Source organism: Streptomyces marincola (assembly GCF_020410765.1).
Taxonomy (GTDB): domain Bacteria; phylum Actinomycetota; class Actinomycetes; order Streptomycetales; family Streptomycetaceae; genus Streptomyces; species Streptomyces marincola.
The window spans coordinates 1,002,579-1,025,590 of record NZ_CP084541.1 but is presented as its reverse complement, the minus strand read 5'-3'; the positions used below and the strand labels follow the sequence as shown (position 1 = coordinate 1,025,590).

The 23,012-nt window shown below is 70.0% G+C and carries 9 protein-coding genes; 7 read left to right on the top strand and 2 right to left on the bottom strand.

The genetic code is table 11. From position 1 onward, the window contains the following. The first annotated feature begins 144 nt into the window (after positions 1 to 144). Positions 145 to 858 carry an ATP-binding protein gene (locus LC193_RS04340; protein WP_226071722.1) on the top strand — a complete coding sequence of 238 codons (714 nt, stop codon included), beginning with the start codon at positions 145 to 147 and terminating at the stop codon, positions 856 to 858. A gap of 23 nt (positions 859 to 881) precedes the next feature. Here LC193_RS04340 and pglX read toward each other — a convergent pair whose 3' ends face one another. Together pglX and pglW are read right to left on the bottom strand one after the other, a co-directional pair. Then, positions 882 to 4,649: a BREX-2 system adenine-specific DNA-methyltransferase PglX gene (pglX, locus tag LC193_RS04335; RefSeq protein WP_226071720.1), complete on the bottom strand. Its 3,768-nt coding sequence runs from the start codon at positions 4,647 to 4,649 to the stop codon at positions 882 to 884. A 4-nt stretch (positions 4,650 to 4,653) separates the two neighbouring features. Further along, the gene (pglW, locus tag LC193_RS04330; protein ID WP_226071709.1) at positions 4,654 to 9,318 is read right to left on the bottom strand and encodes a BREX system serine/threonine kinase PglW; all 4,665 of its coding nucleotides are present in this window, start codon (positions 9,316 to 9,318) and stop codon (positions 4,654 to 4,656) included. A gap of 227 nt (positions 9,319 to 9,545) precedes the next feature. Here pglW and LC193_RS04325 point away from each other — a divergent pair, with 227 nt between their 5' ends. From LC193_RS04325 to araD, 6 genes are all read left to right on the top strand, one after another. Beyond that, entirely contained in the window at positions 9,546 to 12,830 is a 3,285-nt protein-coding gene (locus LC193_RS04325; protein ID WP_226071707.1) for an AAA domain-containing protein, read from the top strand. Positions 12,831 to 12,942: 112 nt separating this feature from the next. Beyond that, positions 12,943 to 17,823 carry a DUF3320 domain-containing protein gene (locus tag LC193_RS04320; RefSeq protein WP_226071705.1) on the top strand — a complete coding sequence of 1,627 codons (4,881 nt, stop codon included), beginning with the start codon at positions 12,943 to 12,945 and terminating at the stop codon, positions 17,821 to 17,823. Positions 17,824 to 18,018: 195 nt separating this feature from the next. Beyond that, on the top strand, positions 18,019 to 19,443 hold the full coding sequence (rox, locus tag LC193_RS04315; protein ID WP_226071702.1) for a rifampin monooxygenase: 1,425 nt from the start codon (positions 18,019 to 18,021) through the stop codon (positions 19,441 to 19,443). Positions 19,444 to 19,628: 185 nt separating this feature from the next. Further along, complete coding sequence (locus LC193_RS04310) at positions 19,629 to 20,321, top strand: GntR family transcriptional regulator (RefSeq protein WP_226071700.1); 693 nt, start codon at positions 19,629 to 19,631, stop codon at positions 20,319 to 20,321. Continuing rightward, positions 20,318 to 21,226 carry a dihydrodipicolinate synthase family protein gene (locus tag LC193_RS04305; protein WP_226071699.1) on the top strand — a complete coding sequence of 303 codons (909 nt, stop codon included), beginning with the start codon at positions 20,318 to 20,320 and terminating at the stop codon, positions 21,224 to 21,226. The genes LC193_RS04310 and LC193_RS04305 overlap by 4 nt, the downstream gene beginning before the upstream one ends. Then, entirely contained in the window at positions 21,223 to 22,959 is a 1,737-nt protein-coding gene (araD, locus tag LC193_RS04300) for an L-arabinonate dehydratase (RefSeq protein ID WP_226071696.1), read from the top strand. Before LC193_RS04305 ends, araD begins: the two co-directional genes overlap by 4 nt. The last annotated feature ends 53 nt before the right edge of the window (positions 22,960 to 23,012 follow it).

Here is a 23,012-nt window from a genome sequence, read left to right as displayed (position 1 = left end):
ACAGGAGGGAAGTTTGCCCCCATCCTAGTCGGCAACGTTGCGGAAAGGCATCATCCGTGTACAAGCTGCTTCCGCGGTTTCGACGCCGCAGGCCAACCGACCTGCGTGCCGAGGAACGTCGAATGCCGACCGGCGGGAGCTGTCATGGCCGCACTGGACGAAGTCACCCTCAAGCTGTCCGCATGCCGTCAGAGCACTGGTAGGGCCCGCGCGCTGCTACGCGCGTCGCTCGCCGGGGCGGAAGCGGATGACGAGGGCATCGGAGACGCGGAGTTGGTGTTGTCCGAGCTGGTCACCAACGCCCTGCGTGCGACCGACGTGCCCGAGGGCCGGATCGAGATCCGGATCGTTCTCTCGGCCGATGAGGGAATGCTGCTGCTCGAAGTGAGCGATACGGGCCCCGGGGTACCGACGATCCGCACTCCCACGGACAAGGACACCGGCGGGCGCGGACTACTTCTGGTGGAAGCCATCGCGCACTCGTGGGGCTTCGAAAACTTCACGGACGGCTTGGGGAAGCGCGTGTGGGCCGAACTCAAGGTTCCCGGCCTCGCACCGCCTGCCCCGACCACCATCATGGCTGCTGCGGCCGTGAGCGTCGGCCAGGCCGTGCGGGTCCGGGGCGAGTGGCGCGCGATCCGTACCGTGCGCGGCGAGCCTTATGCCACCGGAGGTCTCGCCATCCTCCTCGGTCTGGAGGACGGCACCTCGCTCAGGCTTCCGGCGATCGAACCCCTCACCGTCCGGAACCCTCCGCAACCGGAAACTCCCCAACGCGACTGCCGCGCCGAGCCACACGCGGCCTCCCGGAGGGCAACGGTGGACCGGCCGTCGCGGCCGCGTTTCCCTCCGGGGTGAGCCGACATGCTGGGCCGGAGCGGTCAGGAATCACCGGCCTTTTTCCGGCCCCGGCGGGCGGCGGGCGCGGGACGCCAGGCGCGCAGATCGTCGTCGGTCAGCCCGTGCTTGCCCTGTTCGCTGGTGCGGTAGCCCTGGAAGAACGCGGCCGGGGAGCCGCCGTACAGCGGATCGAACTCGTCGTGCCACTGGCCGAGCCACGGTTGCAGTTCGAGCAGACCGGCGAGGAGCGGGGTCATCTCCTCGGCGGACAGCTCATCGTGGTTGGTGAAGTAGGTGGCGAGTGCCTGGGCCTGCTCCCGGTGGTCCCACCCGGCCCAGCCGAAGAGTTCCGGCACTCCACTGATCGCCCTGGTCGCGTACGAGATGAACCGCTCCTTGGGCACATCGAGCTTTCCGCGCGCCCGCCAGTACGACGGCTTGAGGAAGTCGGCGGAGGTGTACTTCGGGGGAACGGGGATCGAGTCCCGGATCTTCCGCTTCGCCGGTTCATCCGGCGCGGCGTCCTCTTCGCGCTGGAGCTGCCACACGTGCTCCCAGTCGGCGCGCTTCTTCATCCCCGCGGGCTTGTAGCGCAGGGCGGCGAGGAACGGCACGTGCTCGTCTGCCAACAGGTCGCTGACGACGGTCCCCAGCTCCTTGCGCGGGGCATACAGCTCGGCGACGGAAACGAAATCCTCGTCGAGGGCCAGCGCCGAGGTCAGCTGCTCCTTGGTCAGGATCGTCGGTTGCTCGTCCTGGAACCACAGCCCCCGCGACTCCATCCGGTCCAGCAGCCAGTTGCGGAGCGCCCGCTCCTGAAGAACGTCCCACCCCTCAGTCGCCCACCGCCGCTTGTACTCCGGCCGCTCGATCATCCCGATGGCACGGTTCGACTCGATGGCATCGATCCGCTTCTGGACAACTTCCTTGTAGGCGTCCGGCCAGTGCTCGGGGATCTCAGTGATCGGCGTCGACCCATGCCGCTTGAACCACTCGTCTGACGCTTCCCCCCTCGCGACGCGCCGCGCGAGAACGATCTCGAAGGCTCTTTGGCCCAGCGCGATGTCGGGTGTCTTCTCCGTCGTAACGCAAAGATCGACATCAAGTAGCCGGTAGAGTCGGTAAAACTGCCAATCCGCTTCCTCTTGGAGAGCGATGAGTTTCGCGCGGACTTTTTCCCATCTTGAGTGGGCCTCCTTGAGTTTCATGGCGAGTGGTGGAGTCGAGCGCGTAATGTGCTGTGGGGCGGAATCTGCTAGCTCAAGGGCCAGGTCCTGCATTTGCGCGGGTAGCTCTGAAGTGATACCGAAAGGGATCGGGAATTCGCCGAGTTTGGTTCCTGTGAATTCATAGAAGTCTTCAAAGGGGACCGTGGATTGTCTGGCTCCCCGGGTGTCGATCGTGCTACCCTTGTTGTGGCTGACTTGTTTGAGCCAGAAGCAGGCTGTCGAGCTATTGAGCGCGCCGAGCAATTCGAGGTAATCTTCCGTTCCGGCGTTGCCGCGCAGAATGATAGTGGGCGCTGTCCGGATGAATACTTTCTGGGTCTGATTGAGGAAGAAGTGGTTATGGGTGGCGACGAATGGGAAAGCTAGCGACATCGCAGAGTTGAAGCGGGAGCGGAAAAACATTGAGTATTCGAACCAGTTCAGTCCCCTTTCGATTTGATTTTTCCCGAAAGCCACTCGACTCCGTAGCCGTGCGCGGTAGGGCCACAGAATCCGTTCGGTGCTTGTTGACGCGTGAGGGCGCAAGGTCGTCTCGGAGTATGGCCATAGTGCCAGCACTGGATCCTTTAGCGAGTAGTCCCGTACCTCTGTGCCTTCGACGAGAAAGCGTTGGTGCTCTGGTTCAACGCGCAATCGCTCCAGTGCCGCCCTCCCAATCATGTAGACGTCATCCTCGCGTGTGACTGCCCCGGCGCCGATGACTTCAGTGATGGCGGCTAGTTTACATTTGGCACTCTTGTTTAGGGTCTCAATCATTTCCAGCCCGCCATCGGCAAGGACCCAGGGCTGCCTGTTGAAATATCGAGTACGGTCTAGGTCGTCCACCGATACCCATGCGCTCTTGCTGCCCGGAAGATCGATTTGGTGGCTGATCGCGTGCCACACAAGTCCTCTCGCAGGGTCATCAGGTACGGTCGGCTCTCCTCTAACGCTACGCACGGTCCGTACCGTCGACTCTCGCGCTGCACCAGACCGTCTGCGGCCGATCAGAATGACGGTTGGAGTCCCGTGTCCAGGGACATAGGCGCCTGAAGTGTCCACGACCTCGGTGAGCTCGACCTTGTGTGCGAAAAACTCTTCGATCAGCTTGGTCCCGAACTCCCGCTTCATAAAAGAGTTCGCTGTAATTTGCCCTACCATGCCGTATGGCGTGCCGTCGAGCGTGGCGCCTTTGGCTAGTTGGAAGAAACGTTCCGCGAAAGGCACCGAAAGAGCGTAGGAGCCAGAGCATGATTTGTATAGCTTGCGATACAGCTTGTTCAGACGGCTGTCTTTGACGGTGATATATGGCGGGTTGCCGACTACGATATCGTAGCGGCCTGGGGTGAGGATGCCGGCGTGTTCATGTGTATTCTCTGTGGAGTAGGTGAACTCTGTCGCCTCATCTGATTGATGAGTCGCGAACTCCAGCTCCCCTTGCCCCGTGGTGTTGCGTACGCCAATTTCTGTCTGGCGATCTGTGATCAGAGAGTCGCCTACCGCCATATGGATAGGCCAGTCGTACCTGTTGGCGTGTGCGAGGGTACGCACGTTCGCTGCTGCCATTCCAGCCAGCAGCAGGCGGAAGCGGGCGATCGCCACCGCGAAGGGGTTGATGTCCACGCCGTGGACCGCGTCCAGGGCCATGCGGACGCGTTCGTGGAGGTCCTGGCCCGGGCGGCGTTCCGCGAAGAGGCGGACCATGCGGCGGAACGCGCCGAGTACGAAGTGGCCCGAGCCGCAGGTCGGGTCGATCATCTTCAGTTCGCCGAAGCGGTCGCCCATCTCCCGCACCACCGGGTTCATGGTGCGGTCGAGAATGAACTCCTCGACGAACTCGGGAGTCTGCAACAGCGCGTACGTCTTCCGCGCCGACTCCGACAGGTCCTGGTACAGGTCGCCGAGGAACCGGGTGTCCCATCCCTCGGTGCCGTCCTCGTTCAGCGGGTCGGTGAAGTCGTGGACCAGCGAGCCGTCCTCGCGGCGCTCTCGCCAGAACTGCACCAAGGCCCGCGCCCCGTCGTGTGACAGAGGGATCTGGTACAGCGGGTTGTGACGGCGGTCGAACAGCAGCTTTCCGGCCTGGCCCGCCCCGATCTCGTCGAACGCCTGCTCAAGCCAGCCCCGGTAGGTGGGGTCGGGATCGACCTCGACGTACTGGGCGTAGCGGGCTTCCGCCAGGTCCCGGCGTTCCTCCTCGGCCCCCGCGAGGAACGGCTCCGGGATCAGGCGGTTGTCCTCGCAGAATCGCACGAACACCGTGCCGAGCACCCACGCCACCGCGACCTGCGTGACGCGCTCGCCGAGCCACGCCGACCAGGTCGCGCCCGTACGGCCGAGCTTGAACGCCGTGTCGTACTCGGCGCGCAGCCGCCCCGCCACCGCTTCCGCCGCTCTGAGCCGGTCCGCCCGTTCCTCGGGGACTTCGGCCAGCTTCTCCTCAAGCCACGGGCTCCACGCCCCCGCGTCCTTCAGCTCGCCGAACTCCGTACGGAGCGGCTTGAGCAGGGCCTCGCCGTCCGCGACCTGCTGGCCGAGGTCCGCCTCGGCCGCCTTCACCTGCTTGATCAGGTCGGTCAGCAGTGCCTTGCGATCGATCACTTCGTCACGTCTCCCGTCGTCCCACCACTCCGGACCGGTGCACGTTGTCCACCCACCCGTCCGTCACCACGATCCACTCGCCGAGGCCCGCCTGGTACGGCACCGCCGTCACGCCAAGACGCGGCGGGCGCGTCGGGTCGCTCTGCGGGCACAGCAGCCACAGGCCTCGGCCACCGCCACGCGCGCGTTCGGCCAGCCGGTCCAGTACGCCCATCGCGTCGTACCGGGCGAACGCGCCGGCGTCCGTCAGCAGCACCGGCGTCCGGGCCGAGGCCGTGTCATCCACGGTGAGCAACGCGCTCAGCCGCGGTTCGGCCACGCCCCACGCGGTGCGCGCGTACTCGGCGAACTTCATCGCCGCCTTCGTACCGGGCTCCGCCCCGTCCGCCTTGAGGATGGTCTCCCACGTCGGCTTCGGCCGGGCATCGACCAGTTCGTGCAGCGCGTCCAGGAACACCGCCGTCACCGACACGGCGCGGGTGATCCCGAACCGTCCGCTCTCCAGCTCCCGTTCCGCCTCACGCGCCAGGCCCGTCCGTACCGTGAGCACCCGGAAGCCGTCCCGGGGTGCCGAGGCGACCAGCTGGTCCTCCGCGGTGGCCGCGCTCGCCAGTTCCGGGTCGTCCGCGTACAGCAACGACGCGGCGGCCGTGACCAGATCCGTCTCCTGGCGGCGGACCCCGGACGACAGGTAGCTCGACTCGGTGTGCGCCCGGCGCGGCAGGTACCGCATGGTGCGGGTGTCCTCGCGAGTGGAGAGCACCAGGTCGAAGCCGGCCTCTCGGAGCGCCTTCGTGAGCTGCGCGCCCGAGGGCAGGGAACGCTCGCCCCGGTCGTTGAGCAGCTCGGGGAAACGGGAGAGAACCCGCTCGTGGATCTCGGTGACGGTCAGCCCCGGCTGGTGCGAGTCCGGCACCCCGGGGATGCGCCGCACCAGACCGGCCTGCGTGAGCCGCAGCGCCCGCACCAGCGGCAGGCGCCGCGGATAGATTTCGAGGCGTGGGGTCGTGGCGGCTTCCCGCGAAGCCGCCGCCGCGATCTCCACAAGGCGACGCTCGTCCCACTCGACGACCGCGCTCGGTGGTGCGATCGCGGCCAGTTCGCCCAGCACCGTGGCGGCCGTTGGCAGGGTCTCCAGGCGTGCCAGCCGGTCGGCGACCTTGCCCAGCCGCTGCGCGTAGTTCAGCAGGCCGGGGCCTGATGGGGTTTCCGGTGCGTCGTCCGGGCCGACCTCAAGGGCCAGCAGCCCGGCGCCGATGCTCGCGTCCACCGCGTCCCGGTTCGGCACGTGCCGGAAGCCGGCCTCCTCCGGGGCGTACTCCTCGACCTCCACCACGGCCCGTACCGCCGCCAGGCCCAGTGCACGACGCTGTTCGCGCCGCGGCAACAGGGTGCCGCGACTCAGCACGAGCGCGTCCGCGATCTCCGCGGCCGACGCGGTGCGGCCCAGGCCACGCAGCAGGTCGAGGATCTCGGCGCGCAACGCCTGCACCGGAGGCATCTTCTTCCACCGTGGGCGCTGCTTCTTCAGCATCTGCGGGATGCGGCCGGCGGAAAGGCCCAGCTTTTCCGCGACGTCCTTCTGTTTCGGCCAGACCCCTATGTCGGGGACGGCTCCGCGCTCGTCCGGCAGCCGCAGGAGGAGCCGGACCATTTCGCACTCGTTGCGGTTCGTGCCGTCCTTGCGCAAGGGCGGGACGAACAGCGTCGCCAGCGTGTCCAGGCTGATGGTGCGCAGCGTGCGTTCCGGAATGGCGGCGGCGTCGCCGTGCGCGGCCACCTCTGTCGCGATGGTGTCCGCCGCGGCGGAAAGCTCTTCCTTGGCGGCCTTCCGGCCCGCGGGGGTCAGGGGTGCGGCGGGCTGTTCCGCGAGCCGCTGCCGCCATTCCTTGATCCGGCCAAGTACCTCGTTGCGGGTCTTGGCGCCAAGGCCGGGGGCGTTGACCAACTGCCGCTGGCTGTGGTCGAGCAGGTCGCCGACGTTGTGGAGGCCCAGCCCGTACACGAACGACTCGGCGGCGGGGCTCAGGCCGGAGGCAGAGATCGGTGTGCCGCGTTCCGCCTGGGCCGCCAGACGGTCGCGCAGCTCCGCGGCGCTCTCCTCTTCGGCTTCCGGCAGAACAGGGAGGGAACCCTCGACCGACTCGGCCTCGGCCGGCGCAGAGTGAGAGGTGGGGCGGGCGCGCCTCGACGAGGGTTTGGTCTCCGACAGGTCGAGGAAGATCTTCTTCCAGGCGTCCCGCATGGGTTTGAGATCGGGAAAGCGTTCCCCCGCGTCGCGGTGCAGCGCCTTCTGGAAGAAGGCCACCAGCCCATCGCGGACCGCCGGATCGAAGGCATCCGCCATGATCCGTGGGTAGGGCTCGGCCGCCGGGTCGGTCTGCCGCGGTGACACCTTGCCGTCGCCCCACACCGGCAGTTCGCGGGACGCCATCTCGTGCAGGGTGACGGCGAGGGCATAGCGTTCGGCGTGCGCGTCGTACACCGAGCGCCCGGTGAGCGTCCCGATGAACGGGTCCAGGTAGCCGTCTGTGCCCGCCGTGGTCTCCCGCACCGGGTAACCGGCCAGGGAGAAGTCGATCAGTACCAGTTCGCGGGTGCGATTGGGGCGGACGCGGATGGCGATGTTGTCGGGCTTGATGTCGCGATGCCACACCCCCTCGCCTTCGAGGAAGTCGACCGCGCCGAACAGGTAGTCGCCGTAAGCCTCCAGCTGGTCCACCGACAGGCGCCCGAGGTCCCGCAGCTGCCGCGCGACCGTGTCCGCTCCGCGCAGCCGGGTGCGGCCCGTGCCCGACGCGGTGGATTCGGCCTCCCGCTCGTCACCGACGTACTCAAGGACCAGGACCGTCCGGCCGCCCATGGTCTGCGGCTCGGGCTCGATGAGGCGGATGATCCCCGAGTGGGGCCGCAGCCGTGCCATCACCTCCGCTTCGCGGGCCAGCACCTCGCCCCGGCTCTCCGACAGGGCGACCTTCAGTACGGCGAGCGTTCTGCCGGCGCTGTCGTCGGCCGCGAGATCCTGGACGAGGAACGCGCGGCTCGTCGACCCGGTGCCGAGCCTGCGGAGCACCGACCAACGGCCCGCGAGCACATTGCCCGCGACCGCCTCCAGAGGGTCCTTCTCGGGAGCGGCGGGCGGAGGAGGGGCCTGCGGGACGGCCGGCGCGGTGAGTTCGTCCTCGACGACCTCCAACATCTCCAGGAAGTCCTCGACCGAGGAGAGCCGCTCGTTGGGGTTGTAGGCCGTCGCAGCCTGTACCAGCTCGTCGACGTACTCCGACATGCCGTCCACCACGGCGCTCGGCCGCAGGCCCTGACCGGCCTCGAAGCGGGTCAGCAGCTCCGCCTGGCTCGCGGCCGGTGCCCTGCCCGTCGCGAGCAGATAGGTCAGTACGCCGAGCCCGTACACGTCCAGTCGCACCGGGTCGGGGCGCAACGCGGTCAGCTCCGGCGCGAGGTAGGGGTCGGAGCCTTCGGCGACGTGGGCGCCCGCGTGCGAGAACGTCGAGAAAGTGGTCGGCGCCGGAGGGCGGTCGGAGCCCGGGGCGCCCTGGTCGGGGGCGCGCTGGACCGCCACCTGCCAGTCCGAGATCTGGAGGAACGGGTGCAGCCAGCCGGCGTCCTCCGCCTCGCGGCCCGGCTGCCGGCCGCGGTCGCGAGGCACGATGTGAATGGCGCGCGCGGCGAGCGTCCGGTGGTACAGGCGCCTGCGGTGCGCCGAGTGGACCGTTTCCGCGAGCTGGCGGACCAGCGCGAAACGGCCGAGCATGTCCAGCTTGTCGCCGAACTGGGCGAGGTACTGGTCCAGCCGCAGGGTTCTGGTGTCGTAGTCGAAGATCAGCGCGGGGCCGGCGGAATGGCCCGATGGGTGGTACTGCTTCATCCGGACCACGCCCGGGTGCCGGAAGCGGCCGAGTACCGCGGCCTCCCGGCGGGCTGCCGCCTCGACCGATGCGCGCAGTCCGGCGTCAGAACCGCGCTCCCGCAGGTAGACGCGGACCCGCGCCACCTCGGGCAGCTCTGTGTGCCTGGCCTCGTAGTCCGACCAGGTCGGGCCCGAGTCGAACGCCTTGCGCTTCAGACGGTAGGGGCCGACCTGGTACTCGGCGTCGCTGCGTGCGATGCCGACCCGTTCCAGCGCTCCCTTGATCTCCCGGGACCGCGTGCGGTCGATCCGCCTCCGTTCCTCGCGAGGCGGGGCGTTCAGCGTCTCCAGCAACTGCGGCACGGTGTAGATGCCGTGCCGGTCGTGGGCGGGCAGCCGCAGGCTCAGCGAGGGTTCGGTGAAGCACACGGCCTCGGACACCCAGACCTTCGGCCCGCCGTGCCGGGCCAGCAACCCCGCCAGTTCCTTGGCCTTCTTGTTCGCCAGGTGCAAGGGGTTGCCGTGCGGGACCTGCCGGCCGCTCGGCTGCGTCTGGAACCAGGTGCCGTTGCGTGACTCGACCGAACCGTGCCAGTCCTTCAGCTCGATCAGGTAGATCCCGCCGGGGGCGACCACCAGCAGGTCCACCTCCCGGACGTGTCCGGTGGCGGCGGTGAAGGTGAAATTCGACCAGGCCCGCCACGGGTCGGCGTCCGGCAGCCGCTCCCGGATCGCGTCGAGTCCGCGCCGCTCGTGCTGGAACTCCGATTCGGTGACCGTCACCCACCGGCCGTCCCGCATGCGCCGTCCCCCGCCTCGTCCTGTCGCCGTTGGTGCCGCGCGTATCCGTTGGATCTCCCAGCCCAGATCGTAACGGGTGCGGACGACAGGTGAAGGACCTACCAAGCCGGGAGGAGCGGCCGGAAACTTCCGTGATCTTCTGTGCCGTTCCGCACACGCCGCGACCAGCCGGATGGTAGGACTGGAAGGTTCCGCATCGCCTGCACGTCACGAGGACAGGAGGGTTCGTGGGCTGGCGGGAAGAGGTCGTCACGGCACTCGACACGCAGATCGCGCGGGAAGGCACCTCCAGGCGCCGACGGTGGCGTCGCATAGGCCGAGCCGTGGCCGGCGCGGAGCCGGGCCGCTACCTGGTCGACATCCGTGGCTCCGAGGTGTCACCCGACCAGTTGGCCGGCGACGGTACCCGGCTCGCGGGGCCCGACGAGGACGAGGTCGAGGCCGGCTACCCCGTCATGGATGTCTACCAGGACGGAACGGCGCTGCGGGTGCGTGTCGCCGAGTTCGCCGACCTGCCCGAGCCGTACCTGTGGGTCAGACCCCAGCCGCCGGCGTTTCTGCTGAAGGCCCTGCGCGAGGGCATCACGGGGTTGAGTGACGCGCCGCTGGCGGAGCAGGCTGCCCAGGGCCGAGCCGGTGGCCGTCTCGCTCCGGCCGGTCTGTCGGGGGATGTCCTCCTGCCTGCCCAGGACCTGGCCTACCGGGCCTGTGCCGGGGAGGGGTTGTGGCTGGTCTGGGGGCCTCCCGGCACGGGGAAGACCACGGTCCTGCGGCGCGCGATCAGTGACCTCATCTCGTCGGGGAAGCGGGTCCTCCTGGTTTCGGCGACCAACATCGCCGTGGACAACGCCCTGCTCGGGGTGGTCAAGGAAGGACGGCACGGCGAGGGCGACGTGGTGCGGGTCGGGCCGCCGCACCTACGTGACATCGCGGAGGACGCCTCGGTGTGCCTGTCCCTCATGGTGCGTGACCGCCTGGCCGGAGTCGAGGCGCAGCGTCGTACCCTCGCCGGGCAGCTGGCCGAGATGCGTGGTCGGGAGACGGAACTCGCAGCCCTGGTTCCTCGGCTCGCGGAGTTCGACGCGGAGGCGCACGCCCGCGACGGTGCGATGCTGGCCCGGGTCGGCGGTAGCCCCGAGCGGCTACGGGCACAGTTGGCGGAGGCCGAGCAGGCCGCGGAACGCGCCGTAACCCGCGCCGCCGAGGCCCGGGCGCGCGACGAGGCCGCCCGACGTGCGCTGCGGCTGGCAGAGGCGGCGAGGCGCGACTGGGACGCACACGACGAGGCCGTCGCGCTGCTTCAGCGTGTCGAGGAGTCCGTGGCGCAGTTCGAGGCGGGAGAACTGGTCGCGCGACAGGAGAGGGACAGCGCGCAGGCGCGCCTCGATGAGCTGGAAACGCGGTCGGGTTTCGCCAGGTTCAGGACCCGGGGCTCGCTGGCGGAAGCCAGGGAAGCGGCTCGGCGGTCCCGGGAAGCCACGGAAAGCGCGCGAGCCGACGCCGAGCATGCCCGCGCGGTGCTGGTCCGCTCCCGCCCGGCCATGACCGCCGACATCGAACGGCGGCGGGCCGGGATCACGTTGTCCAGGGACGACATCGCGGACCGGGAGAAGGGTGCCCGTGAGGCGGCTGCGAGCAGTCGTGCTCGGGCCCGGGAAGCGGAGGCCGCGACATCGCGTGCCGCTGAGCTGCGTTCGATGCTGCCGGAGACCGAATCCGCGTGGGCGCGGGTGGCGGAGGCCGAACGGCGTGGCCACCCGCGCGACCACGCGCGGGTCCAACGGCTGCGCGCCCAGGTCACCGCCGACAAGGCGCACCGTGACCCGTTGGAGAAGCGGTACGCGGAGGTGCAGGAACAGTACGAGAGGCTGGCACGCGACGCGCAAGGAGAGATCATTGGCGCCGCGCGGCTCGTCGCCACCACCCTGGCCCGCTTCCGCACCAACAAGGCGGTTTTCGAGGGGGCCTACGACCTGGTGCTGGTCGACGAGGCCGGGACGGCGACACTGCCGGAGATCCTGCTTGCGGTCGGCAAGGCCGGGCGAACCGCTGTGCTGCTCGGGGACTTCATGCAGCTCGGCCCGGTCAAGTCGTCGCTCGCCGGCAAGGGCCGGGCGGACGTCAAACGCTGGCTGCTGACGGAGGTCTTCGAGCACTTCGGTATTCACTCGGCGGCGGATGCCGCCCGAGACGACGGGTGCGTGGTGCTCGACGTCCAGCACCGGTTCGGCATGGACGTCATGGCGCTGGCCAACTCCCTGGCCTACGACGGCACGCTCAAGGCGGGGCCTGGCGTGGTCCGGCGGGCACAGGCCCGGTCCGAGGACGACCCCGAGATCGTGCTGGTGGACACCGACGGCCTGCGTGAGCTCGCCCTGGTCCACTTGGTGAGCCGCAGCAGCGGCTGGTGGCCGGCCGGTGCTCTGCTGTCACGCGCCCTGGTGGAACTGCACCAGGAGGACGGCGAGGCCGCCGGCATCGTCACGCCCTACACCGCGCAGGCCGAGATGACGCTGGAGGCGCTGCGCGACATCGAGGGGAGCGGCCGGCTGCCGGCCGAGGTGGGGACAGCACACCGGTTCCAGGGCAGGGAGTTCCCCATCGTCATCTTCGACATGGTCGAGGACGACTACAACAGCGGCTTGTGGATGGCCGAGGCCACCCGCCGGCCGCCGGACGGCCCGTGGGCACGGGACGGTCTGCGGCTGTTCAACGTGGCGGTGACCCGGACGCAGACGCGTCTGTACGTCGTGGGCAGCCGGTGGCGTGTCGACAACGCGCGGCCCACCGGTGCGCTCGGGCAGCTCAGGGAGCTGATCAGGGAGCGGCGCGTCCGGACGGTGCCCGCGAGTCGGCTCGTCGCGCCCGCCGATGCTCCGGGGCCGGAGCTGGGCCCGTTCGGCTCCCGGCTGGCAGATGTTCTGGAGCGGCATGTCGAGGTCGCGACGGTGGATGACGAGCTCTCCTTCTTCGACACGCTCAGCGCCCGGATCGCCGAGGCGCGCGCTTCCCTGTGGATCTGGTCGCCCTGGACGGCCAATCGCCTGGTCACCCTGCTTCCCGTGCTGGCGGAGGCGGTGGGCCGCGGCGTGCGGGTGACCGTGTTCGTCCGCGATCCCAGTGATCACCAGCAGGGTAAGCGGACCGATCTGGTGCGGCGGTTGCGGTCCGTCGTGGACACCGTCGTGCCGGTGCACGACATGCACCAGAAGATCGTCGTCATCGACGAGCGGACCGTCTTGCTCGGCAGCCTCAACGCGCTGTCCCAGAGCCGGTCCCGCGAAATCATGCTGACCATTCGCGGAGCCCATTTCGCCCGCAAGATCCTCGCGCACGAACACGCCGAAACGTTCGCCGTACCGCCCCGCTGCGGCGTTTGCGGGGGAGACGAGGTCGACCTGCGGCGGCGAAAAAGAGGGGACTGGTACTGGCGTTGCTATGCCGCCGGCTGCACCGCCGGAAGCGGCCGGGGAGCCTGGCACGCGCCGGTCCACTTCGGTGGCGGGCGGTGAGCCCGCCCGGCGCCGCGCTGCCCGCACGGTGTCGCTCAGGGCGCACGGACAGCTACGGTGGGCGGATCGGTCAGCGGACGAGGCGACGGCGAGCACGGACAGCGGAGGTCCCGTGAGGAGCAATGGCATCCATCCGGAAGCAGCAGCGTCGGCCGGGCCGGGTGATTCCGACGAGCAGGCATTGCGCAAGGTGCTGGCGACCTGGCGCGGTTCCCTGCTCGACATGGGCGGTCGCAACAGACTGCTCAACTTCCGCCACACCAGGCGCGGCACGCTGGAGCTCAAAGCGCCGGACGCGACAACCCTGCTGGCCGGCCTGGGCCGGGGACTGACCTTCGCACCGGTACGCGAGAGCGAGGACCAGGCCGTCGAGCCCGCGCACAACCAGGCGCGCGCCATTCTCACGCAGAAGCACTCGCAAGCCGCGCTGGACGACTCGCTGAACCAACTGCGCCGCAAGGCGAGCCAGATGTACAACGACTACGGTCTGTGGGTCCTGTGGCTCGGGGTCGCCATGCTCGACTGGCGGGAAGGCGGCGCCGAGGAGACCAGTAAGGCGCCGCTTCTGCTGGTGCCGGTCGAGCTGCGCCGGGGCAACGACGGGCGGCACCGGCTGCGCGCCGCCGAGGGGCAGGAACGTGCCCACAATCCGGCCCTCGCCGTGAAACTGGGCCACCTCGGCGTGAACTGGGAGCCGGTGACCAGTGCTGACCCGGCCGAGCCGGCGAAGGTGCTGGCCGCCGCCCGGGAATGCGTGCGGGAACAGCCGGGATGGCGTGTGGAGGAGAACGTGGTCCTCGGGCTGTTCGCTTCCCACAAGGAAGCCATGTACCAGGACCTGGCGCAGAACGAGGAGCGCATCCTGCGCCACCCTCTGGTCCGCGCGGTGGCGTTGGGACCGCGTGCCCGGTCCGTCGGCGACGGCATCGCGTTCGAGCCGCCGGACGCCGACCGCATCGACGAGGTGCTGCCGCCGGAGGACACCCCGCTGGTCATGGACGCCGATGCCTCGCAACGCCAATGCATCGCCGCGGCTCTGGCTGGGCGCTCGTTCGTGATGAGCGGCCCACCTGGCACGGGCAAGAGCCAGACCATCACCAACATGATCGCCGCGCTCATGCACGCGGGGCAGCGGGTCCTGTTCGTGAGTGAGAAGGCGGCGGCTCTGGACGTCGTGCGCAACCGGCTCCGCGCAGTCGGCCTCGACGACTTCGTCCTCGCTCTGCACAGCGGTGACACGTCCAAGAAGGCCGTCGCAGGAGAGCTGGCCAGGGTGCTGAGAAGCGAGGTGCGGGTCACGGGGGCGGCGGGTCACGAGCTCGAACGGGCCCGGCGGCTGAGGGCCGAACTGTCCGCTCACGCTGCGGCCATGAATGAGGTCAGGCAGCCGTTGGGACGCACGCTGCATGAGGTGCTCGGCCGGCTGGTCCGGCTGGAACAGCGTGAGACGCCCGGCCTCGCCGTACCCGCGAGTCATCAGGCAGGCCGGGGCGGCCTGACCGCTGACGGCCTTCAGCGGGTGCTCGACGCCGCGGCGGCCATCGGCCGCTCGTGGCGACCTGCCGCCGAGGGTCCGGCGTTCGTCTGGCGCGGGCTGGTCGGTACCGCCGAGACCTCCGTGCTCGCGGAGGCGGCGGAGGCCATGAGCGCGGTGCGGGCGGTGGCACGGGAGCGGCCGTTCGCGGGCTCAGGACCAAGGCCGCGTACCGAACGGGAGCTGCGCGCCGTGGTGGACGCGTTGCGTTCCGGTCTGCCGTCCTGGACGGAGAAGTCGACGGGGGGCATGGCCGAGGGGGCGAGCGGGCCCCTCGCGCAGCTGGCCGAGGAACTGGGAGCACGCGAGCCCGCGACGCCCGGTGAAGCGCTCGCGCTCCTGCACCTCACCGACCTGGCCGGGGCCGAGTTCCGGCCGCTCGCGGAGTGGTTGCGGCCCGAGGGGCTTGACCGGGCCAGACACGCCGCGGACCGGCTCCGACGGGCGATCGTGGCGGAAACCGAGGCGGCTGCGGCGGCCGAGAAGGTGTTCGACGCGCGGGTGACCGAAGCCGAAGAACTACCCGCGATCGTCGAGCGGTTCGGTACTCAGCACCGAGGCCGCCTGGCCCGCCTCTTCTCCGACCAGTACAAGGCCGACCGCGAGGCGGTGACGGCCCTCACCAGGGACCGGGTGTGGCGCAAGGCCCTGATCGGGCAGCTCGACCAGGCGCTGGCCTGGTATCGGGCAGCCGCCGAGGTCAGGCGGCTGGCGGACGAGACAACCCCGGTGCTCGGCCGGTACGCGGCCCGGGACGCCTCGGGCGTCGCCGGCCTGGAACAGGCCCTCGCGACGGCCGAGCGTGTCCTGGAACTGAGCACGGCCGTCGACCGGCCCCAGCTCCTCGCCGCCCACCTGGCCGACGGCATGGAAGCCAGCACACTCCCTGCCCTGCTCGCGACGAGCGCGCGTGCCGCGTTGGCCGAATGGTGCGACGCGGCGGAGCGCCGAGCGGAACGCTGGACCGGGGCGGTGACCGGCATACTCAACCTTTTCGGGCAAAGCAGGAGGAGAGAACTGGCTCCCGCTCTGCTCGGCTCGTTCGAACGGGCCGAGCCGGTCATCGAGCGGCTGAGGAGCGATCCGCAGGGGCCGGCCGAGTGGCAAGCCTTCCGGCGCGGGCTGGCCGTGCTCGCGGAACACCGCATCGATCCGCTCGTGACCAGTGCCGTCGAGCAGGGCTTGCGAGGAGAGGACTTCGGCACAGCCGTTGAGTACGCGGTACTGCGCGGCTGGGCGGATGACGTGTTGGAAAGCGACGAACGGCTGTCGGCCGTCCGGTCCGCCGACCTCGATGCCCGGGTGGAGCAGTATCGGGAGGCGGACAGGCGCCTGATCGAAGCCGCGAGCGGCGCCGTCGTCGAGACGTGCAACGGCCGCCGTCCGCGGAACCTGCTCGGTGGTGCCAGCGCGGAGATCATCCGGCAGTCGGAGATGAAACGGCCCCGCATGCCGGTGCGTACCCTGCTGTGGAAGGCCAGGGACGTGGTCGGGGCACTGAAGCCGTGCTTCATGATGAGTCCGCTGACCGTCAGTGAACTCCTCCCCCCGGGATTCACCTTTGACGTGGTGATCTTCGATGAGGCGTCCCAGGTGCGCCCGGCTGACGCCATCAACTGCGTGTACCGGGCCACATCCCTGATTGTGGCCGGCGATGCCAAGCAGTTGCCTCCGACGTCGTTCTTCGAATTGGCCGTCGAGGCTGACAGCGACGGCTACGACGAGGACGCGCCGGAGGACTCGCCGAAAGACTTCCCGTCGCTGCTCAATGCCTGCGCTGCCGCGGCCCTGCGGGAGATGCCCCTGCGCTGGCACTACCGCAGCCGGCACGAGGACCTGATCACGTTCTCCAACCGGGAGTTCTACGGGAATTCGATGATCACATTCCCCGGGGCGCTCGATGCGGGGAACGACGTCGGGGTCGGTTTCTTCCACGTCGCCGACGGCCGGTACGACCGAGGGGGCCGCCAGCACAACTGGCGGGAAGCCGAGTACGTCGCCCAGCGCGTCCTCCACCACTTCGATACCAGGCCAGGCCGTACCCTCGGCGTCGTCGCGCTCTCGCAGGCCCAGGCATCCGCCATCGACCTCGCCGTGCAGCAGGCCCGCCTGAACCGACCGGATCTCGATGCGCATTTCACCGAGGACCGTCTCGGCGGCTTCTTCGTCAAAAACTTGGAATCGGTGCAGGGCGACGAGCGGGACGTCATGATCCTGTCCGTGGGGTACGGGCCGGACGAACATGGCCGATTCAGGAAGGATTTCGGGCCCCTCAACCGGGACGGTGGCTGGAAACGCCTTAATGTGGCCGTCACCAGGGCTCGCTACCGGACCGAGGTGGTCGCCTCGTTCCTCAGCGGTGCCATGGGAGACGGTGGCAGCGAAAGCGTGCAGTACCTCAAGCGCTATCTGGACTATGCCGAGCGCGGGCCTGTCGCGTTGGCACACGATTCCGGTCCGGACGCGGACGCCACGCCGGAAAGCCCGTTCGAGGAGTCTGTTTACCATGTGCTGCGCGAGTGGGGTTATTCCGTGCAGCCCCAAGTGGGAGTCGCCGGATATCGCATCGACCTCGGCCTTCGTCACCCCGACGCGCCGGGAGGGTTCGCGCTCGGGATCGAGTGCGACGGCGCGATGTATCACTCGTCGAAGGCGGCGCGTGACCGGGACCGGCTGAGGGAAGAGGTGCTGACCGGTCTCGGCTGGCAGCTCTTCCGGATTTGGGGCACCGATTGGTACCGGGCCAGGGAGGCCGCCGAGGCGCGCCTGCGGGCAGCGGTCCAGGCCGCCGTTGCGAACGCGTCCGAAGCCCGGACGCGGAATGTCGAAGCGGAGGGCGCCCGTTCGAGCCAAGAGGATGTCGTCGTCACCTCTGTGGATCAAGAAAGGGTTCCTGTCACGACGGAGCCGGACCGCGGGTGGGCCGTGGACTACGTCGTGTACGTGCCGACGTTGTCGCCGACCGCGGAATTGCACACTCCAGAAGCCAGGCCGCAGTTGAGGCAGCTGCTGATCGGCGTCACCGAGACGGAGGGGCCCGTGCACGAGGATCTTCTGGTGCAGCGGGCCCGGGAGGCGTGGGGGCTGGCACGGGCCAGTAGCCGGAGCCGCGGCAGTGTTCAGCAGGCGCTGCGTGGTCTCGTCGGCTCGGGCACGATCGCTCGGGACGGCGATTTCTACCAGCTCTCTGGCCGGGACATCGGCGTGGCCCGGCGCCCGACCAGGGCCGTCACACGCCGGGTCGGTCAGATCGCGCCCGTCGAACGCCAACTCGTGCTGCGGGAACTGGCCGCCGAAATGCCCGGGATCTCCGGCTCCGAATTGATGACGCGGGCTGGCGACTTCTTCGGCTGGAAACGGCTGGGCCCGGATATTCGCAGCGCCCTGGAAAAAGACCTCGTCGCCCTGTTCGGCCTGGGACATCTGCACGGCGGCGAGGACTCCCTCACTGCCACCTGACCGGTGCCGTGGAGCCAATTCCGCGCTGTCCCGAGCCATTCGGCAGGCATCGCATTCACGGAGGGGGACGAAGAGGGCGAGGGAATCAACTCCTCGCCACTCTTAACGTATAGCGCACCCCGGGGCTTGCGGCAAGGCCCCCGGTATGCCGCACAATCGCCCGCCAAAGCGCACTACGCGCGGAAATGGGGCGTGATGATCGATGTGATCGTGGTCGGCGCGGGGCCGACCGGGCTGATGCTGGCGGGCGAGCTGCGGCTGGCCGGGGTGGGTGCGGTCGTGCTCGATGCGTTGGCCGAGCCGACCGTGCAGTCCCGCGCGCTCGGCCTGCACGCGCGCAGCGTCGAGGTGATGGACCAGCGCGGTCTGCTGGAGCGGTTCCTCGCGCACGGCGAACGGTTCGCGACCGGCGGGTTCTTCGCCGGCATCGACAAGCCGTGGCCCGAGGGGCTGGACACCGCGCACGCGTACGTCCTCGCCATCCCGCAGCGGATCACCGAGCGCCTGCTGGCCGAGCACGCCACCGGGCTCGGCGCCGAGCTCAGGCGTGGGTGGACGCTGACCGGGCTGAGCCAGGACGGGGACGGGGTGACGGCGGAACTGGCCGACGGCACGCGGCTGCGCTCGCGCTACCTCGTCGGCTGCGACGGCGGGCGCAGCACGGTGCGCAAGCTGCTCGGTGTCGGCTTCCCCGGCGAGCCGGCCAGGATCGAGACCCTGCTGGCCGAGGTGGAGGTGACCGCGTCGCCGGAGGCGATGGCCGCCGTGGTGTCCGAGGTCCGCAGGACGCAGACGCGATTCGGCACGATGCCGCTCGGGGGCGGGGTGTACCGCGTCATCGTGCCGGCGGACGGGGTGGCGGGGGATCGCTCGGGCCCGCCGACCCTGGAGGAGCTGAGGCAGCGGCTGCGGGCGGTCGCGGGCACCGACTTCGGCGTGCACGCGCCGCGCTGGATCTCTCGTTTCGGTGACGCGACCCGGCTGGCCGAGCGCTACCGGACCGGGCGCGTGCTGCTGGCGGGGGACGCCGCGCACGTGCACCCGCCGACGGGCGGGCAGGGGCTGAACCTGGGCATTCAGGACGCGTTCAACCTCGGCTGGAAGCTGGCCGCCGAGGTCAACGGGTGGGCGCCGGACGGGCTGCTGGACACCTACCACGCGGAACGGCACCCGGTGGCCGCCGCGGTGCTGGAGAACACGCGGGCGCAGACCGCGTTGCTCTCCGCCGATCCGGGGGGCCGGGCCATGCGCGGGCTGATCTCGGAACTGATGGACTTCGACGAGGTGAACCGGTACCTCATCGAGAAGATCACCGCGATCGGCGTGCGCTACGACGTCGGCGAGGGGCACGAACTGCTCGGCAGGCGGCTGCGGGACGTGAGGTTGCGGCGTGGGCGCCTCTACGGACTGATGCACGGCGGCCGTGGGCTCCTGCTCGACCGGACCGGGCTGCTGTCGGTGGCGGGCTGGGCGGACCGGGTCGACCACGTTCTCGACGGCAGTGAGGAACTCGACGTGCCCGCGGTGCTGCTGCGCCCGGACGGGCACGTGGTGTGGGCTGGCGAGGAGCAGCGGGAGCTGTGCGACCGGCTCGACACGTGGTTCGGCACGGCGGGCTGAGGAGCCGCGCCCGCTCGCGCGCCCATGCCTCGGCGGGCCGGCCCGCCGAGGCATGGGCGCGCTCCCACCAATTTTGTCCCAGGCGTTGACGCGGCCTCCCCTCGGGCCTACCTTCGTGCGCACCGCATGTCGTACGCCATATGTCATATACGAGATGCCATATGTGAGATCCGAGGCCCCGCTGTATGAATGCACCCCTGTCCGGCTCACCGCCGGTGCCCATTCCGTCCCGGACGCAGTTCGTTCTCCAGCACCTGACGCACGCGATCCTCACCGGACGGCTGGCCCCCGGCTCCGCGCTGGTGGAGACCGAACTGGCCGCCCACTTCGGCGTGTCCAAGACCCCCGTCAGGGAGGCGCTGAAGACCTTGGCCGGCCGCGGGCTGGTTCTGATGAGCGAGTACAAGGGCGCCGCGGTGCGCACGGTGGACGCGGAGATGGCCCGTTCCGTCTACGACGTGCGGCTGCTGCTCGAACCGGAGGCGGTGCGCCGCACGGTGGCATCCGGGGCCGGTCTCGACGCCGCGCACGACGCGCTGCGGCGCGCCGACACGGCCGTGGACACGGCGGAACGCTCCCTGGCGAACCGGGACTTCCACCGTGCCCTGTACCTGCCCTGCGGGAACCCGCTGCTGGCCCGGATGCTGGACGACCTGCGCGACCAGGCCGCCCTGGTCTCGTCCTTCGCCTGGCAGGCGGACCCCACCTGGGACCGCGAGGCGGAGGAGCACCGGGCGATCCTGGCCCGCGCCGAGGTCGGCGACGCCGAGGGCACCGGCGGGCTGCTGCGCGAACACATCGAGGGCTTCGTCCGGCGGGCCTTCCCGCAGGACGGGCCGCCGGAAGACCTGGCACAGGCACAGGAGGTTCAGGCGTGAACGACTTCGCGGCACAACGCGCGGCGCTCGCCGACGTGGTGGCCATTTCCGTCAGCCCGTTCGACGAGGCGGGCCGACTGGACCGGGACGTCTACCGGGCGCTGCTGCGTCGACTGCTGGACGGGGGCGTGCGCACGCTGACCCCGAACGGCAACACCAGCGAGTTCTACTGCCTGACCCCCGAGGAGCGCCGGGTCGAGGTCGAGCTGACGGTCGCGGAGGCCGAGGGGGCGGCGCAGATCGTGGTCGGCGTCGGGCACGACCTGCCGACCGCGGTGGCCGAGGCGCGCATGGCGCGCGAGGCGGGCGCGCAGATGGTGATGGTGCATCAGCCGGTCCATCCCTATGTGTCCCAGGAGGGGTGGGTGGCGTATCACCGGGCGGTGGCCGAGGCCGTGCCCGAGGTGGGGGTCGTGCCGTACGTGCGGAACCCGGTGATCGAGGGGGAATCGATCGGTCAGTTGGGCGCGGCGTGCCCGAACGTGATCGGGGTGAAGTACGCGGTGGCCGATCCGGTGCGGTTCGCCTCGGTGGCCAGGGACGCGGGACTCGACCGGTTCGTGTGGGTGGCGGGTCTCGCGGAGTTGTCGGCGCCCGGGTACTTCGCGTGCGGCGCGACGGGCTTCACCTCGGGTCTGGTGAACGTCGCGCCGGCGCTGTCGCTGGAGATGCTGGCGGCGCTGCGGGCCGCCGACTACCCGGCCGCGATGAAGGTGTGGGAAGTGATCCGGCCGTTCGAGGAGTTGCGCGCGCGGCAGCAGTCGGCGAACAACGTCTCCGCCGTGAAGGAGGCGCTGGCCGCGCTCGGGCTGTGCCGGCGCGAGGTCAGGGCGCCGAGCGCGCTGCTGCCCGCCCAGGAGCGGGCCCGGGTGGCCGCCATGGTCGAGGAGTGGGGAGCGCTGTGAACGACGCGGAGGAAAGGAGCGAGCAGGTGCTGCGCAGTGGCCGGTGGTTCGACGGGGACGGGGTGCGGTCGTTCAGCCATCGGGCGCGGACGCGGCAGTTGGGGTTCCTGCCCGAGGAGCACGCGGGCAAGCCGGTGGTCGCGGTGGTGAACACGTGGTCGGACATCAACCCGTGCCACCAGCACCTGAGGGAGCGGGCCGAGGCGGTCAAGCGGGGGGTGTGGCAGGCGGGGGGCTTCCCGCTGGAGTTCCCCGTCGCGACCCTGTCGGAGACGTTCCAGAAGCCCACGCCGATGCTGTACCGCAACCTGCTGGCGATGGAGACCGAGGAGCTGCTGCGCTCCTACCCGGTGGACGGCGCCGTCCTGCTGGGCGGCTGCGACAAGACCACCCCCGCCCTGCTGATGGGCGCGGCCAGCGCGGGCCTGCCCGCGATCTTCGTCCCCGCGGGGCCCATGCTGCGCGGCCACTGGCGCGGCCGGACCCTGGGTTCGGGCACCGACATGTGGAAGTACTGGGACGAGAAGCGCGCCGGCCGGATCGGCGACCGCGAGATCTCGGAGCTGGAGGCCGGGCTCGCCCGGTCCCCCGGCACCTGCATGACCATGGGCACCGCGTCCACCATGACCTCGGCCGCCGAGGCCCTGGGCATCACCATGCCGGGCGCCGCCGCCATCCCCGCGGTGGACTCCGCCCACACCCGCATGGCCGCCGCCGCCGGGCTGCGCGTCGTCGAACTCATCCGCGCCGGCACCACACCCGCCGACATCCTCACCCGCGACGCCTTCGAGGACGCCATCACCACCGTCCTGGCCCTGGGCGGCTCCACCAACGCCGTCATCCACCTCATCGCCATGGCCGGCCGCTGCGGCATCACCCTCACCCTGGAGGACTTCGACCGGATCGCACGGACCGTGCCCGTCCTGGCCGACATCCGCCCCGGCGGACGCTTCCTGATGGAGGACTTCTACTACGCCGGCGGCCTGCCGGGCCTCCTGGCCCGCCTCGGCGACACCCACCTCCACCTGGACCGCCCCACCGTCGCCTGCCGCTCCCTGCGCGAACAGCTCGCCGACGCCCTCGTCCACGACGACGAGGTGATCCGGCCCCTTGAGCGCCCGGTGGCCGAGCAGGGCGGCCTGGCGGTTCTGCGCGGAAACCTGGCCCCCGACGGCGCCGTGATCAAGCACATCTCCGCCGAGCCCCACCTTCTTCAGCACACCGGCCGGGCCGTGGTCTTCGACGACTACCCCTCGATGCAGCGGCGCATCAACGACCCCGACCTGGCCATCACACCGGACGACGTCCTCGTCCTGCGCGGCTCGGGTCCGCTGGGCGGTCCCGGCATGCCCGAGTACGGGATGCTCCCCATCCCCGACTACCTGCTCAAGCAGGGCGTCACCGACATGGTCCGCCTCTCCGACGCCCGCATGAGCGGCACCAGCTACGGCGCCTGCGTCCTGCACATCGCCCCCGAGTCGCACGTCGGCGGCCCCCTCGCCCTCGTCAACACCGGCGACACCATCACCCTCGACGTGCCCGCACGCCGGCTCCACCTCAACGTCCCCGACGCCGAACTCCACCGGCGCCGCCAGGCCTGGCAGCCCCCGCCGCCCCGCTACGGACGCGGCTTCGGCGCCCTCTACGAGGAACACATCACCCAGGCCGACACCGGCTGCGACTTCACCTTCCTCTCCCGGCCAGGACACGTCCCGGAACCGCACACCAGCTGACGTTCCGGACCTGGCGAACCACTCACCCGTCCCGTCCCATCCGGGGACCCACC

Bases quoted from the DNA above. Each gene is read 5' to 3' on its own strand.
- LC193_RS04340 (WP_226071722.1), top strand. From the start codon at position 145: ATGGCCGCACTGGACGAAGTCACCCTCAAGCTGTCCGCATGCCGTCAG.
- pglW (WP_226071709.1), bottom strand. From the start codon at position 9,318: ATGCGGGACGGCCGGTGGGTGACGGTCACCGAATCGGAGTTCCAGCAC.
- rox (WP_226071702.1), top strand. From the start codon at position 18,019: ATGATCGATGTGATCGTGGTCGGCGCGGGGCCGACCGGGCTGATGCTG.
- LC193_RS04310 (WP_226071700.1), top strand. From the start codon at position 19,629: ATGAATGCACCCCTGTCCGGCTCACCGCCGGTGCCCATTCCGTCCCGG.